Annotated in this window: 13 protein-coding genes; 3 read left to right on the top strand and 10 right to left on the bottom strand. The window is 46.3% G+C overall.

The window, feature by feature from the left end:
• Positions 1-62: 62 nt before the first annotated feature.
• The 6 genes from CPIN_RS29340 to ggt form a co-directional block, all read right to left on the bottom strand.
• Entirely contained in the window at positions 63-953 is an 891-nt protein-coding gene (locus CPIN_RS29340) for a TraB/GumN family protein (protein WP_012793516.1), read from the bottom strand.
• Positions 954-1,168: 215 nt separating this feature from the next.
• Positions 1,169-2,047, bottom strand: coding sequence for a TraB/GumN family protein (locus CPIN_RS29335; protein ID WP_012793515.1), 879 nt, complete (start codon positions 2,045-2,047; stop codon positions 1,169-1,171).
• 2 nt (positions 2,048-2,049) lie between these two features.
• On the bottom strand, positions 2,050-3,096 hold the full coding sequence (locus tag CPIN_RS29330) for a pyridoxal phosphate-dependent aminotransferase family protein (RefSeq protein ID WP_012793514.1): 1,047 nt from the start codon (positions 3,094-3,096) through the stop codon (positions 2,050-2,052).
• A 7-nt stretch (positions 3,097-3,103) separates the two neighbouring features.
• On the bottom strand, positions 3,104-3,547 hold the full coding sequence (locus tag CPIN_RS29325) for a hypothetical protein (protein ID WP_012793513.1): 444 nt from the start codon (positions 3,545-3,547) through the stop codon (positions 3,104-3,106).
• Positions 3,548-3,552: 5 nt separating this feature from the next.
• Positions 3,553-4,083, bottom strand: coding sequence for a DUF1572 family protein (locus CPIN_RS29320; RefSeq protein WP_012793512.1), 531 nt, complete (start codon positions 4,081-4,083; stop codon positions 3,553-3,555).
• Positions 4,084-4,104: 21 nt separating this feature from the next.
• Positions 4,105-5,805, bottom strand: coding sequence for a gamma-glutamyltransferase (gene ggt, locus CPIN_RS29315; protein WP_012793511.1), 1,701 nt, complete (start codon positions 5,803-5,805; stop codon positions 4,105-4,107).
• Between the two features lie 193 nt (positions 5,806-5,998).
• Between ggt and CPIN_RS29310 the strand changes: the two genes are divergently transcribed.
• The 3 genes from CPIN_RS29310 (at position 5,999) to CPIN_RS29300 (ending at position 11,941) form a co-directional block, all read left to right on the top strand.
• Positions 5,999-8,773 carry a TonB-dependent receptor gene (locus CPIN_RS29310; RefSeq protein WP_012793510.1) on the top strand — a complete coding sequence of 925 codons (2,775 nt, stop codon included), beginning with the start codon at positions 5,999-6,001 and terminating at the stop codon, positions 8,771-8,773.
• Between the two features lie 174 nt (positions 8,774-8,947).
• Positions 8,948-9,352, top strand: a complete 405-nt coding sequence (locus CPIN_RS29305; RefSeq protein WP_012793509.1) for a toxin-antitoxin system YwqK family antitoxin — start codon at positions 8,948-8,950, stop codon at positions 9,350-9,352.
• Positions 9,353-9,427: 75 nt separating this feature from the next.
• Positions 9,428-11,941 (top strand): M14 family metallopeptidase, encoded by a 2,514-nt coding sequence (locus CPIN_RS29300; protein ID WP_012793508.1) that lies wholly within the window; start codon positions 9,428-9,430, stop codon positions 11,939-11,941.
• Positions 11,942-12,272: 331 nt separating this feature from the next.
• Here the strand turns inward: CPIN_RS29300 and CPIN_RS29295 are convergent, their stop codons facing one another.
• The 4 genes from CPIN_RS29295 to secG all read right to left on the bottom strand — a co-directional run bounded on the left by CPIN_RS29295 (position 12,273) and on the right by secG (position 15,897).
• Positions 12,273-12,875 carry a redoxin domain-containing protein gene (locus CPIN_RS29295; protein ID WP_187294705.1) on the bottom strand — a complete coding sequence of 201 codons (603 nt, stop codon included), beginning with the start codon at positions 12,873-12,875 and terminating at the stop codon, positions 12,273-12,275.
• A 563-nt stretch (positions 12,876-13,438) separates the two neighbouring features.
• Entirely contained in the window at positions 13,439-14,410 is a 972-nt protein-coding gene (locus CPIN_RS29290) for a YihY/virulence factor BrkB family protein (RefSeq protein ID WP_012793506.1), read from the bottom strand.
• 13 nt (positions 14,411-14,423) lie between these two features.
• Positions 14,424-15,482, bottom strand: coding sequence for an endolytic transglycosylase MltG (gene mltG / locus CPIN_RS29285; RefSeq protein ID WP_012793505.1), 1,059 nt, complete (start codon positions 15,480-15,482; stop codon positions 14,424-14,426).
• 67 nt (positions 15,483-15,549) lie between these two features.
• Positions 15,550-15,897, bottom strand: a complete 348-nt coding sequence (gene secG / locus CPIN_RS29280; protein ID WP_012793504.1) for a preprotein translocase subunit SecG — start codon at positions 15,895-15,897, stop codon at positions 15,550-15,552.
• Positions 15,898-15,902 lie beyond the last annotated feature (5 nt).

The following is a 15,902-nucleotide window of genomic DNA, read 5'->3' as shown; positions in this document are numbered from 1 at the left end:
GAACGCCTGATCGCTGGTTATGGTCTGTAAGCGGGCGTTTGTAACAGGTATTTAACAGTTTATTACATTGGGATGGGGGTGACAGTATAGCCTTCTTTACGTAGTAATGCGATCAGTCCTGTGGGGCCTCCCAGGTGGGCGGCTGCTATTGCAAAGAAGGTCGGCGCCCATGAAGCCTGATCGATAATGAGAGGCGCCCATTTACGGTTGCGTCGGTCCACTATCATGGCTTTGTGGCGTTGGCTGTCTTCTGTAGCCGTCATTGCCACGAGAATAGAATCGATATCCTGTGATTTATAGGCATTGACAATCCCATAGAATAGGCTATTCATCCTCTCTGGTTGTCTGATTATTTTAAGCATCATCTGAGCTTCTTCTTCATCCGGAATACTATCCGTCAGCGCTATCATATCAGCTAATTTTTCCAGTCCGAATATAGGCAATTGCCTCGTCTGAGCGAGTTTTATCAACTCTGTAGCGTCATACACCTGCTCCTTGCAAAAAGGTGCAAAAGCCACATAAATTATCAGGGTATTTATGACTGTTGGTCTGAATCTGTCCATTGATGGCAGGCGCTTTTTTAGAGAGTCGGGCAGCCATTCATACAGCTCTTTATATTCCGCTTCACTGAACAGTTTTTTGAAAGAATATCCTTCCGGCATCGTTATAGCTGCTTTTATTGCCGCTGCCTTTTCAGGGCCAGGTACGGATGCATCTGTTGTCAGATATAATGAACGGGACTGTTTTAGTGCGGTGAGTACGGCATCTGGCATGTGAGGTTGCTGCGAACAGAAGATGTCTATTGTTCCGTAGAGCCAGGATGGTTGATCCAGATCTTTACCGGATATTTTCCATAAAAGAGACGATTTTATTGTAGACTCCTTTACTGCTTGTTCAGATAGCCGGCTTGTAGCCGTATGACATGTAAACTGTTTTACTGCCGGTATATTCATCAGGACAATTGTCAGAGCAATAAGCCCTGATATACTAAGGAGTATAATGGCTGGTTTCTTAGGTATTCTTTTCAGGTTGCGGGATTTTATGACGCAAAATTAGCAGAATTGCGCCATAGTTCATAGCTGCATCAGCTATGAAGACATTCAATTTTTCATCCCCTGAATGACCTGATGGATACAGGACAAGCCGGCTATCGTTGATGCACCGGCGCTTATTGCACCGGTTTCACCGTATATCCCTGCTTGCGTAATAACGCGATAACACCGGTATTACCACCCAGGTGTCCTGCGCCTACGGCAAAGAAGGTGGGTTCTTTCGCCGCTGCTGCTGCAATCAGTGGTACCCAGTTACGGTTACGGTCATCCAGCAGAATATCTTTATAACGCACCATATCTTCTGTTTCTGTCATCAGCTTAGCCAGTGCGGTAACATCCTGTTCGCGGTAAGATTTCAGCATCTGTGAATAGGTCTCACGTGTTTTTTCAGGTTCCCCGATTGTTTTCAGGATCATCTGTGCTTCTTCTTTATCAGGGATGCTGTCGAAGATAGCTACCTGGTCCAGTGCTTTTTCCAGTCCGTGAACAGGCAATTGCTGTTCCTGTGCGAGCTTCAGCAGTTCTGCTTCGCAATAAGCAGGGTTCTGGCAAACGGAAGTAAAGTACTGTCTGGTGATCAGCGATAATAATACAAGTGGTTTGAACCTGTCGAGTACTGCCACGTCCATATGCATGGAGTCCTGGCACCAGTCTTTTAATTGCTTGTATTCTGCCTCATTGACGAAGCTTTTAAAGGAATAACCTTCCGGCATCATCATAGCGGCCTGCAGGGATTGCATTTCCTGCTTATCGGACATGTTGATTTCAAGGAACAATGATTTCGTTTGTTTGATGGCTTCCTTTGTAGCGGCGGAGAAGTGCAGATCGTCCTGGCAAACGATATGGATGGTGCCATATAACCAGGATGGGCTTTTAAGGTCTTTACCGGATATTTCCCATAACAGGGAAGACTTTTCTTTGGGTTGTTGCTGAGCTTTGGCGGTTAACAATGAAAAACTGCAAAGCAGCAGTGTACCGATCTTTTTAAGTAACATACTTATTGGTTTATGAGTAATGTGTGCAATACTTCCAGATCTTTGTCACCGTGCTGGGCTGAAATGATGATTCTGTTCACCGGCGGACTATCAGGATTCGGATAGCCAAAAGAAGAAATCATAATGTCATGGTCCAGCAGGTATTTTTCTATGCCCGAACGATCCTTTATCAGAAATATGGGTAAATGAAAAGGATTGTACAGATACCCTATTCCTGCTGCTAGCGCCTTAAAGTACCGGATCTTATGCTGTAATAACATAAGCTGTGCAGCATGTAAAGGAAAGCTTTGCAGGAATGCCCAGGCATTTGCGGGCATCATCGGCGTTGCTCCTGTAAACAAGGGCGTTTTTTTAATCGCGGCAACATCTTTTGCATGTCCGGCCACGACGCCTCCCTGTGTACTATATGCCTTTGCCAGTGACGCGGACAGCAGATAGCGCAGCGCAGACAATTGCGGTAAGCGATTTACAATACCACTGCCGTCATCAGAGACAATTCCTATGCCATGCGAATCGTCGATCAGTACCAATACCTGCCGTTTTATTTCAGTTAACCAGCTGAAATCATTGATAGTGCTGGTTAAAGGATTCACCCCATCTGCAACGATCACAAAAGTGTGATCAGGATGCGCATTTACTTTTTCTGTTGTTTTGTCAGCCCAGTCCGCCCAGTTCTCTGTCGGGATGGCTGGTTTCCCTGTTCTTAATGCCGGATGGGCGTTTGTTGCGTATAATAACTCACCTTGTGTAGCAGCATACTGTACAGCTGCCTGAGCGGCTAAATAGCCTGAAGAGAATGTAGCGGCAGCCTGTTGTCGCAGGTGCACAGCCAGCGCATGTTCCAGTTCTTCATAGAGGTGTAGCCGTGTATTGGCGATCCTGGAAGAAATGAATACGGTACCATACCGGTCAATTCCTTCTTTCAGCAATGTATTGAAGGTCGGATGACTATGCAGCCCCAGATAAGAAAAACCGGAAAAGAAGAGATATTCTTTTCCGGCAATACTGGTGGTGCTGGTGGGCGTGGAATGTGTGAACTGTGCCTCCATGCGTATATTACTCAGCTTTTGTTTTCAGTATAAAATAGTACTCGCCTGTGTACACTTTCATATCAAAATGTGTGGCGTCGAGTTTTACTATCGTTACGAGGTTTTCAGTTATCTTGTCCGCAGCGGAACGTAGTCCGTTGGCAGCCGTCACTGATATGATCTTCCCGTCACTCAGCAGTTTATATCTACCGGAGTCCGGTCTGTTGTCAATGGTAGCGATAAAGAGGTTGTTATCCAGGAACTGATAATAGACATTGGTGTAATAACCTCTTTTCAGATCGATTGCCTGTGTGATCTGTGTGTTGTCATACGGACTACCTGGTGGCACTACTACATCGTATACACGCCATTTCTTATGAAGGAGCAGTTCGTTGTTGCGACTGCTGTTGCAGGCGCTGAATAGGATGGCCAACAGGGCCATGAACAGGAAGATGCGTGATGGGATGCGCATGTTTATTATTGTTTTTTGCCGAACATTTCCTGGTTGAAGTCCTGCGATTTCCCTTTGGGAATAGACAGGCTTTGCCAGTCGTTCTTTTTAATCATTTTGCCAATGTACACAATTTGCCCTACATGGTAGGGGAGGTGTGCCAGTTGCCTGTTAATGGCGTCGAGGGCAATATGTGGTTCATTGCGGATGTACACTGTTTTTTCCAGGTCTGCCGGCTGTAATGCGCCGATTGCATCCAGCATACATTTCCAGCCATCTTCCCACAATTGTTTAATCGCTGCTGCAGATAAGTCATCTGCTTCAAACTCCGTATCCCTGTTACGCCAGGGCTTTTCTCCGTCGCTGGTCAGGAAGTCGGTCCAGCGGGAGCGCATATTACCGCTCATATGTTTAATGATGTGGCAGATGCTGTTAGGCTCGCCTTCCGGTTGCCAGTGTAGTTGTTGTTCTGTCAGTACAGCGATGGTCTGGTCACCTAATGATTTATAATAGGCAATTCTTTTTAGTACGCTGTCCAGATATATTTTTCCTATCATGGTCAATAGTTTTTGCTGTTATCAGTAACCGGCGGCGCTGTCATCGCCTCGTTTGTCGCCTACTGCTTCCAGTTGTCCTTTTCCGTTGATCCGGATCAGTTCCACGCGTCCGATAGGACTGCTCGGTTCGATTTTATATCCCATCTGCTTCAGGCCATTCAGGGGCGTCTGATCAAAGTCTTCTTCTACATATACTTCATCCGGCAGCCATTGGTGGTGGAATTTCGGTGCATCTACAGCCTGTTGTGCAGAGAGATTAAACTCCAGCAGGTTCAGCAGCGTCTGGAAGACAGAGGTGATAATAGTAGAGCCGCCCGGCGTACCTGTTACAATATAGGGTTTCCCCTGTTTCAGCACGATGGTGGGTGTCATGGAACTGAGCATACGTTTGCCCGGTGCAACTGCATTTGCCTCTGCGCCGATCAGTCCGTACATATTAGGTACACCAGGTTTTACACTGAAGTCATCCATTTCATTGTTCAGGAAAAAGCCTGCACCACCTACTACTACTTTGGAGCCATAGCCACCATTCAGGGTGGTGGTAACCGCAACGGCATTCCCCTCGTTGTCCATTACGGAGAGGTGGGTAGTTTCTTTACTTTCGTAGATGTTACCGGCAGGTACATTGGTGCTGACACTGGCTTTTTTCGGATCGAAGTCCTGCATACGCGTTTGCAGATAAGCCGGATCCGTGAGCTGTTTTACCGGGACTTTTACGAAATCAGGATCACCGAGGAACTTCGCACGATCCGCGTATGCACGACGTTCTGCTTCGATCATCACGTGCATGGCTGCAATGGAGTGGAAGCCCCAGTCATGCAGCGGGTATTTTTCCACCATACCCATCATCTGCTGTAAAGCTACGCCACCGCTGGAGGGTAATGGCATGGTAACGATATCGTATTTTTTATAGGCGAAAGTAACGGCTGTTCTTTCTTTTGCTTCATATGCCTTCAGATCAGCAGCTGTCATCAGACCGTGCCCGCGTTGCATCTCTGCTACGATCAGCCGGGCTGTTTCACCTTCATAAAAGCCTGCTTTACCATTGTCTCTGATTCTTTTCAGTGTCGCTGCGAGATCTTTCTGCAGCAGTGTATCGCCTGCTTTCCATGGGGTAGCTTTTATGAAGGCATTCCCCTGTGTATTTAATTTCTTGAAATTATCCTGTGTCCTGTTCAGTGATTTTGCTTCTCTGTCTGTGATAGCATATCCTTTTTCAGCTAATAAGATAGCTGGTGCAATGAGTTGCTGTATCGTCAGTTTTGCATAGGGGAGAGAAGCAAACAGACCTGCTACTGTGCCGGGTACGCCGGCAGCCAGATGTCCGTCCTGACTAAGGGCTGTATTGGCATTACCACCGGCGTCGATATACATATCTCTGGATGCGGCGCCGGGTGCTTTTTCCCTGTAGTCGATCGTAACGTTTTTCCCATTTTTCAGGTGTGCGACCATAAATCCGCCGCCACCGAGATTACCTGCCGCAGGATAGACTACTGCCAGTGCCAGCTGAGTGGCGATGGCGGCATCCACTGCATTACCACCTTGTTGCAACATCTGCAATCCTGCCTGACTCGCAAGGGGATGGGCCGATACGACTGCTCCACGCGAAGCAGTAATCGTTTTCTCTATCTTGTAGTGATATGCGTCATTCTTTACAGAACGCTGCTGAGCATAAGCTGTACTGGTGAGGGTCATAACCAGTAATAATGAGACCTTGCGCATGTTGTCTGGATTTTCCTTAAGTTATCGTGACTGGATTATTTGCAAGTTATTATAAAATGCGCATCCAAATTAGTATTTTAGACGTAGACCAGGAACAGTGCCAACACATGTAGCAATAAAATAGAAGACCGACTCATCACCATAAAAACCCGGATAACCGAAATCTTTAAACACTAAATCTAAATCGAACCCTATGTTACACGTGGTAACCCACCTGAGAAGCATTGTGCTTCCATTGCTTGCATTTTTATGCCTGTCAACCCTTGCATACGCCCAGACAGGCACCATCACCGGTACCGTTACAGATGGCAGAGGCCCTTTAGCTAATGCGACTGTCCATATTGAACATACCAATAAAGGTGGTTATACCAATGCCCAGGGGCGTTTCTCACTGGAGATAGTACCCGGTACGCATACGGTGCAGATCAGCTATGTGGGCTTTGTCGCGCAACGTAAAACGGTGACAGTGAGCGCCGGACAAACCACCTCGCTTGACGTGGTACTCGCCGCCAGTACAACCATGAATGAGCTGGTCGTACTGGGTTCGCGTAATCTGCCCCGTACGCAGACGGAGACGCCTGTTCCTGTCGATGTAATCGATATTAAAAGGATTGCGGCCGATGCGCCACAGGTATCCATTAACCAGATACTCAACTACGTAGCGCCTTCATTCAGCTCCGGAACACAAACCGTTGCTGATGGTACTGACCATATCGATCCCGCTTCCCTGCGTGGTCTTGGTCCGGATCAGGTGTTGGTACTGGTGAATGGTAAGCGTCGTTACAATACTGCCCTGGTCAATGTAAACGGTACCTTCGGTCGTGGCGCTGTAGGTACGGATATGAACAGCATCCCCACATCTGCGATTGATCGTGTGGAAATCCTGCGTGATGGCGCTGCCGCACAGTATGGTTCCGATGCGATTGCGGGTGTGATCAACATTATTCTGAAAAGCGCTGTGAATAAACTGACCGTGAATGTGACAACGGGCGCGAATGTGACTTCACAGGCGGATAATAATATCGACGGACAAACCGTGCAGACGGGTGTGAATTACGGTATTCCTGTCGGACAAAAAGGTGGTTACATCAACTTTGGTGGTTCTTATGACTATCGCAATTATACCAACCGTTCCGGTCCCTGGGAAGGAGCTATTTACAGAACATATCCCGGTGGTGTCGATAAGACGGATTCTTTCCTGCTGGCTAATAATATCACCCGTAATGATATCCGTATGCGTGCCGGCCAATCCAGGTTACGCAGTGCACAGCTCTTTGTCAATGCCAATATCCCGTTGGAAAATGATGCGGAGGTTTATTTCTTCGGAGGGATCGGTTATCGCAACGGAGATGCAGCCGGTGTATACCGTTTACCACATGACAGTCGTAACATCATCGATATCTATCCACTGGGCTTCCTGCCGATGATACAAAGCGATATTTACGACCGTTCACTGGCAGCAGGTATAAGGGGCCATCTTGGTGACTGGAAAGTTGACTTTAGTAACACTTACGGTCGCAATGAATTTGGTTTCAAAGTAGAAAATTCACTGAATGCATCATTACAGAAAGCATCTCCTACACGTTTTACCTGTGGAGGTCCTGTTTTCACCCAGAATACCACGAACCTCGATTTCTCCCGTCGCCTGGATGTATTGCAGGGATTGGATATCGCTTTTGGTGCGGAGCATCGTTTCGAACAATATGAACTGGTGGCAGGAGCAGAAAACTCCTACACTGACTATGGCCGTGCATCACAGATCGGCACAGACGCCAATGGGAATCCTATCCTGATTCCTGATCCGCAGGGCGCTGTCAATACAATCTTTGGTCCTGATGGTACAGCAAGACCCGGTGGGGCACAGGTATTTCCTGGATTCCGTCCGGAGAATGCGATCAAAGCGACCCGTAGTGCTATTTCCGGATATGTGGATGTAGAGGCCAATTTTACAAACGCCTTCCTGTTAGGTGGTGCATTACGTTTTGAGAATTATAATGATTTCGGGAGTACGCTTAATGGTAAGCTGACCACACGTTATAAGCTGAGTGAAAAGACGGCTGTACGGGCTTCTGCCAGCACTGGTTTCAGAGCGCCTTCGCTGCACCAGCGTTATTATTCTTCTACCTCTACGTTGTTTGTGGATGGAGTACCTTATGAAGTGGGTACTTTCACGAATGATAGTCGTCCGGCGCAACTGCTGGGTATTCCTGAACTCAAACCGGAAAAATCAAAAAGCATCAGTGCCGGTTTCACCGGTAGTTTCGGCAAATTCAATCTGACCCTGGACGGTTATTACACCCGTATCAATGACCGTATCGTATATACGGACCAGTTCTCCGGCAACAATGCAGATACAGCTTCTGCGATCGATAAGGAAATATATCAGCTATTGTCGCTTGCAAACGCTAATAGAGCAGCCTTCTTTGCGAATGCCATCAACTCCGAAACAAAGGGTGTGGACCTGGTATTGACATATAGCACCCGTTTAGGCGGAGGTACTTTCCGTGCGGATCTTTCCGGTACGTATAGCTATACGCAAAGGGTAGGGGAGATTAAGTCCTCTGAAAAACTAAAAGGCAAGGAAAGTATTTATTTCAGCCGGGCGAGCAGGATCTACCTGGAAAGAAGTGTGCCCCGTGAAAAGGTGAATCTGACATTGTCCTATAACATTGGTAAGTTCAACGCTTTCCTGCGTAACGTGCATTTCGGCAGCGTAGAAGAAGCGACTAACGATCCTAAGTTCTACCAGACTTTCTCCGCGAAAGTAGTGACAGATGTGGCGGTTGGTTATAAACTCACCCCGGCCCTGAAACTTAGCGTGGGATCTAATAACGTTTTCGACGTTTACCCGGACCTGGTAGAGAATCCTGCGAACACGACCAACAACCAGTTCAGGTATTCCAGGAGAGCTACCCAATTTGGTTATAATGGACGTTTTCTGTTCGCAAGACTGGAACTGAATTTATAACCCTGTGAATATCATGTAGTAACCTACACAATAATTAGGCACAAAAATCGCTTATAGTAAAATGTAAGCGATTTTTGTTACCTGCCCTTTCTTTATATTAAGATATTTCTCTATATTCGATAGGGCTTTTTAGAGGACAATACCAGCACGGCATGGCCCTGCGAACATATTTCTATGACTAAATACGGCAGATTACTTTCAGGATTACTGTTGCTGTCTCTGACAAAAATGGAGTCAGGCTGTACGGATGCTGTGGAGCATGACACCCAATTGTTGCGCCAGGTAATGCGTGAAGAGAACGGTTGTATCCGCTGGAAGGTATATGGTTTTCAGGACGATCCTAATAAGGAGAAAGTGGAGCTTTACTTTACCAATGGTAAGCTCAGAGAAGTATTCTACCGTTATCAGGGACAATTGGAAGGACAAAGGAATGTTTTCTATGATAACGGAAAATTATCAGAATCCGGCAACTGGCATGCAGATAACAGGGTAGGCGAATTCCATTATTATCGCCAGGATGGAAAGCTGGAATGCGTACAGTATTACGGTCTGATAGGCGAAAGCGTAGAAGCGCCCTGATTTCCGTCGCCTACATCATCCACACATATAAGGCTGCAATTGATTATCTTAGGTAAATAAACCTAAGGATCAATTATGCGCAAATTGCTGTTATCATCCCTACTACTGCTCTTCGTGCAGATGGGGTTTTCCCAGACCCTGCCTACACCTGACCAGTTCCTCGGTTATGCGCTCGGGACACAATTCACGCCCTATCACCGCGTACTGGACTATTTCAAAGCCGTTGCCGCTGTTACACCCAACATGCAGTTTACCCAATACGGTACTACTTACGAAGGCCGCCCACTGATGCTGGCGGTGATTTCTGCTCCGGAAAATATGGCTAAGACAGAAGAGATCAGGCAACACAATCTTGACCTGTCTTTTGGTACAGGCAAACCTGCTGCCAGCGATCCTGTTATTGTATGGCTTAGTTACAATGTACATGGTAATGAAGCGGTATCTACAGAAGCTGCGATGAGTACCTTGTATCTGCTGGCCAATAAAGCCAATACAGAAACACAGGAGTGGCTGAAGAAGGTCGTTGTACTCATTGATCCCTGTCTGAATCCTGATGGAAGGGAACGTTACGTTAACTTCTATAACCAGGTACATACCCGTTATGCTGATCCACTACTTTTTGCACGTGAACACAATGAACCATGGCCAGGCGGAAGAGCCAATCACTATTATTTTGATCTGAACAGGGATTGGGCCTGGCAGACGCAGCGGGAATCGCAGCAACGTGTAGCTCAGTACAGCCGCTGGATGCCACAGGTACACGTGGATTTCCATGAACAATCTATTGATGCGCCTTACTACTTCGCTCCGGCAGCAGAACCCTTTCATGATATCATCAAACCCTGGCAGCGTAGTATGCAGATGCTGATCGGTAAGAACAATGCACGCTATTTTGATAAAGAAGGCTGGTTGTATTTTACGAAGGAATTCTTCGATATGTTCTACCCCAGTTATGGCGATACGTACCCGACTTACAATGGTGCTATCGGTATGACTTATGAGCAGGGTGGTGGCGGAAGAGCAGGTCTCGCCGGACTTAAACAGGATGGTGATACCCTGACTTTATCCCAGCGTATTGCACATCACCGCACTACAGGTTTATCTACCATAGAAATCGCTTCACAGCAGTCATCGCAACTGCTGAATGAATATTCCCGATACTTCTACGAGGCTGTTCATACACCGGAAGGACCTTATCAGTCGTATGTTATCAAGGCGGCAGGTAATAATGAAAAACTGGCCAGTCTGGGCGTATTGCTTAACAGAAACGGTATTCGCTTCGGATATGGCGCCGGTGTTGCAAAAGCCATAGGTTTTAACTATTTCAACGGTAAAACGGAAAGCTTTACAATCGATAAAGAAGACATGGTGATCAGTGCTGCACAGGCAAGGTCTAATCTGCTGAAAGTATTGTTTGAACCAGATTCCCGTCTGACAGACTCCGTGACCTATGATATTACAGCATGGTCCTTACCTTATGCTTACGGTTTGCAGACTTACGCCTTACGTCAGTCCCTGACGCCGGCAAAAGATAGTTTACAGGTGACTGTCAATACCGCCCTGGCAGCTGTTCGTCCATACGCTTATCTCGCACGCTGGAACAGTATCAAAGATGTACGTTTTCTTTCTGCATTGCTGCAAAAGAAGATCCGTGTAAGATATGCGGAAGGAGCGTTTATGGCGGGAGGCAAAAACTTCCCTGCCGGTACCTTGATTATCACCCGCTCCGGTAACGAGGCGGCTAACGGACAGTTTGACGAACAGGTTGTGCTTCTGGCGGATACCTATAAAACGACCCTGGATGCTGTTACCACTGGTTTTGTAGAAAAAGGGGTGGACTTCGGTTCTGAGAAGGTACGTTTCATCAAACCCGTCAGAATTGCCGTAGCAATGGGAGAAGGTGTTTCCTCGCTCGCCGCCGGTGAAGTATGGCATTTCTTCGAACAGCAGATCAATTATCCGCTGACTGTCGTGGATGTAAAACAATTGCCCAACGTGAACTGGAAAGCACTTGATGTGTTGATCCTGCCGGATGGCAACTACCGGTACCTGGCTGATAAAGACTTTGCGAATAAGCTCCGCGACTGGGTAACAGGTGGCGGTAAACTGATCGTCATGCAGGATGCACTGGCACAGATCGCCGGACTGGATTGGGGGATTCACCAGAAAAAGCTGGAGGAAGAAAAGGACGAAAAGAAAGACGAATATGCGCTCCTGAAATCGTACGCCAACCGTGAACGTGAGGGCGTAAAACAGCTCATTCCAGGCGCTATTTATAAGGTGCAGCTGGATAATACGCATCCGCTGGCATTTGGCTTTCCTTCGGTTTATTATACCCTTAAACAGGACAGCAGAATATACGAGTACCTGGAAGAAGGAGGCTGGAACGTTGGCATTATCAAAAAAGACAATTACCTGAGTGGTTTCGTAGGCACAGAGATGCGTAAGAAGCTGAAAGATGGGCTGATCTTCGGTGTGAAAGAAATGGGAGAGGGGAAGATTGTGCTGATGGCAGATGATCCTTTATTCAGAAGCTTCTGGGAGAATGGTAAACTGTTGTTTGGCAATGCGCTGTTTATGGTGTGGTAGCCGCATGAAATAAAGATTATAAAAGGATAAAAAAGCCTGACAGCCCGTATTGCTGTCAGGCTTTTTTCGCTTTACTTAAAAATGCTATTATTTAATTGATTTACAGATATTTATTTCAAAAGTTCCTTCTGCAAATTTTCTTTCGTATCGAAAGAACAGGTGCTTTTGATATAGCAACAAAACCATCAGAAATATGACAGATAAAGACCTCAAAAGAATTATAGCAATTGCAAAAAGAAAAACGCTCTGCGCTCTTTGCGACGTGCCGGACACCCTGATGAAAACGGCAATTTTACTCCTCCGTATCAGACGCTTGCGAAGTATATAAAATTTAAAACCGCTTGATATTACATCCCAACGCCATTGTTGAATTTACCTTTACAACCTTTCCTGCCAGCATATCATTGATCGCATTGTGCAGATGTCGCATCTTCACTGCCTCCGCATTACCCGGATTATCATCAATAGCGCCCTTATAAACGAGTTTCGCCTGCTGGTTGAATAGATAACACTCTGGCGTATGATTCGCCTCAAAAGCGTCCGCTAATTCCGCTTTTTTATCTGCTACATAATACCAGTTATACTGCTGGTCAGTAGCATATGTTTTCATCGCCGTCAGTATTGCTTTTTCATCTGCTGCCGCAATATTGGAATTGACCAGTACCACGCCGATATTATTACTGAGCGCATACTTGCAGATCTCCTGTGTTCTCAGCTGATTTCTTTCAATATAGGGACAGGTATTGCCAGAGAACATCACCAGCAAGCCGTTATTCATTTTTGCCTTATTCAAAGTAATTTCCTTACCTGAGCAATCCTGTAATACAAGATCTGCTTTCGGCAACGGTGCACCTATCTCCAGTGGCAGATCAGCTGGAGCGCGCATGGCCATTAGCCAGCAACTAAGAAAAAGTAGACAGTGTAGTGTTTTCATAAATATAGGTTTCAGGTTAACGATGCCCCCTTGCATATGCACGGGGAAAAAACAATGTCTGGAATCCGACCTCAGATTCCACTACAAAGATACGAAATATGTGATGTTTTTATCTAATTTATGCGGGTTCTTCTTGCAAACTTAAAGGTGTAGAATTCCCCGACAGTAAAGGGTTTTGGCTTTCTTTTGGTGCTTCAATACTCGTTGAAATCCAGTGGATTGTAGTTTTCCCTTTTTGTTGGTTGAGGTGCTTCCCCTGCTGCGGGGCAGGTGTAAATAACTGGCTGTAGTTCTTTGAAGTTTCTGAGTATGTGGCGGTGGATTGGAGATTTTGGCAGTTGAGGGGCGATTAAACCCCTGGGTGCATAGGCTCAGCATACTTCAAATAACTAAGGCTGCTGGATTTCACCTGTCCCCCTGCGCAGTCAATAAGATGAGGTGGGCTTTACTGGTTTTAGTAGTAAGAAGGGGGAGATAAAAAGTAGTGGTAAATAGTAATTAGCGTAATGTGGCTATAATATTATCAGATGGTATTTCATAGTATCTGATGGTGTCTGATCGTATCAGGATAATCCCTGTACTTCCATTGGTAAATCTTCTTTGCGCAGATTGGCGATTTCTTTAAGAATTCGGATACTCGCATTCAACTCGAATCCTATCAGCAAAATGAAAGAATAGAAATATACTGAGAGCATCAATATAAGAATCGTTCCAACGGAACCGTAGATTTTATTGTAATTCCCAAAGTTATTTACGAAGTAGGAAAACAGGATTGTTACTAAAATCATCAGAATAGCAGCAAACGTTGATCCGGCAGTAATAAACTTCCACTTCTTTACTGTCGCTGGGACAAAACGATAGATTACCGACAGCATGGAAAAGAACAGCAGGCCGATTAAAATCCATCTGGCAACGTCTGCCAGTGAAAGGATCCGCTTATCTGTGATACCAAGATAATTGAAAATATATCCCAGTACAGTACCCTGTGCGATGATGAGAATGATTGTAAGGAGCAGTAGTATGATGAGAATAAGTGTCAGCTTTAATGCCATGAGACGCTTCTGCCACCACTTTCTGCGACGGAATCCCGGGAGTTTTTTATTGAACGACCTGGCGATACCCATTACTGCATTGGATGAAGTAAAGAAGCCCATAATAAATGCGAGGGACAGCAAGCCATTATGGTGAGTATACAGGAAGTCATGGATCATATCCCGTATGATAATGTAGGTATTGTAATTTGGGGTCACATCTTCTGCTAACTCATACAAGGTGGCCTCTACGTTTTGCATCGGTATGTAGGGGACGAGTGTGAAGAGGAAGATAAAGAATGGGGGAATAGCCAGCAGAAAGTTGAATGAAATGGCTGCTGCCCGTTCCCCCAGGCTTTGATTACGCATTTCTTTCAGAAAGAACTTGATCACATCATACAACGGCACTCCTTCAAATCCCGGTAATACCAGTGTCTTGCTGATATCTACGAGTTTGCGGAAAGGCTTTGAATGGAAGATGATGTTTTCTGGTCTGAAAGGCATTGTTTCTTGCTGGTTATATGCCTCTAGCATTCAGCGCCTGATGGAATGCGTGTGCATTTTTCATGTGCTCTGCGTAGGAGGCGGCAAAGGCGTGATATCCGGAGAAATCGGCCTTTGCACAAAAATAGATATAATCAGTTTCAGGTGTGTTCAGTACGGCTTCAATTGATTTGATAGAAGGTGTACAGATGGGGCCTGGTGGCAGACCGGTCACCTGATAGGTATTGTAAGGAGATTCAAAGGCAATGTGTCCTTCGCGGATCCTTCTGATGGAGAAGTCCTGCAACGCAAATTTAACGGTCGGATCTGCCTGGAGACGCATTCCTTTGCGGAAGCGGTTCAGGTATACGCTGGAGATAAGCGGCTTCTCATCGTTTTTGTTGGTTTCTTCATCAACGATAGAAGCGAGGATCACTACCTGTGTCGGCGTCAGACCCAGTCGCTGTGCAGCGGCTTTACGGGTATCGTTCCAGAAAGCGTCGCTTTCCTTTTCGATTTTTTTGAAGGCATTTTCTGCGGTCGTGTTCCAGTAGAACTGGTAACTATTTGGCAGGAAAGCGCTCATAACGGTATTGGTATCGAGTCCGAACTGGCGCAGGTATACCTGGTCGCTCAGCAGGGCGCGGAAAGTAGCGGAGTCTGCTTCCAGGTTAGAACAGATCTTTCTGACCAGGTCCTGTTTGGTGCGCAGTTTAGTGATCGTGAGGTTCACAGGCGTCTGGTGACCCGAACGCAGCAGTTTTACGATCTCAAAATTGCTCATGCCTCTGCTGATTTTGTATTTACCGGCTTTCACGCGGTCGCGGTAGCCTAATTGAGTGGCGACTACTTCAAAACTGAGTTTGCTGCGGATAATGCCTTGTTCTTCCAGTCCTTCCAGTACGGTGCCATAAGTGCTGCCGGTGCGGATGTAAAAGAACTTGCTATCGCCGAAGGCTTTTGTATTTGGACCAAAGACATAATATACAACGTATACCAGCAGGCCGGCGAGGATGGCGGCGGCAGCTACGAGCAGACGTTTGATCCAAAGGTTCTTAGCTGGACTTTTTTTTGCTTTGCTTTTCTTTGCCATAGGGTGGTATTCAATAAAAAACCTCGCTTGTGACGGCGAGGTTCGAAAATAGCTTTAACAGCAGGAATTATTTGTTCGAGTCAGCAGCTGGAGCTGGCTGGCTCTGAAGTGGCGTTGCTGGAGTTTGTGCCGGAGCCGGAGCGGCTGCGTTCTGCTCCATGATTGCTTTTCTCTGTTCAGAAGTAGTACCTCTGGAAATAAACAGGGAAGAAGTCAGACACAGTACGGCAATGATAGCTGACAGTACCCAGGTACCTTTTTCAAGTACATCTGTAGTCTGGCGTACGCCCATCACCTGGTTACCAAATCCACCCAGGGTACCGGATAACCCACCACCTTTCGGGTTCTGTACCAGTACGAAAAAACCCAAAAGCACACAGGCCAGGATGATTAAAATGCCGAAAATCAATAACATAGTAT

Origin of the sequence: Chitinophaga pinensis DSM 2588 (assembly GCF_000024005.1) — a bacterium.
In the GTDB taxonomy this organism is placed as follows: domain Bacteria; phylum Bacteroidota; class Bacteroidia; order Chitinophagales; family Chitinophagaceae; genus Chitinophaga; species Chitinophaga pinensis.
Note: the sequence above shows the minus strand (reverse complement) of the source record. Positions and strands in the feature narration are given on the sequence as shown.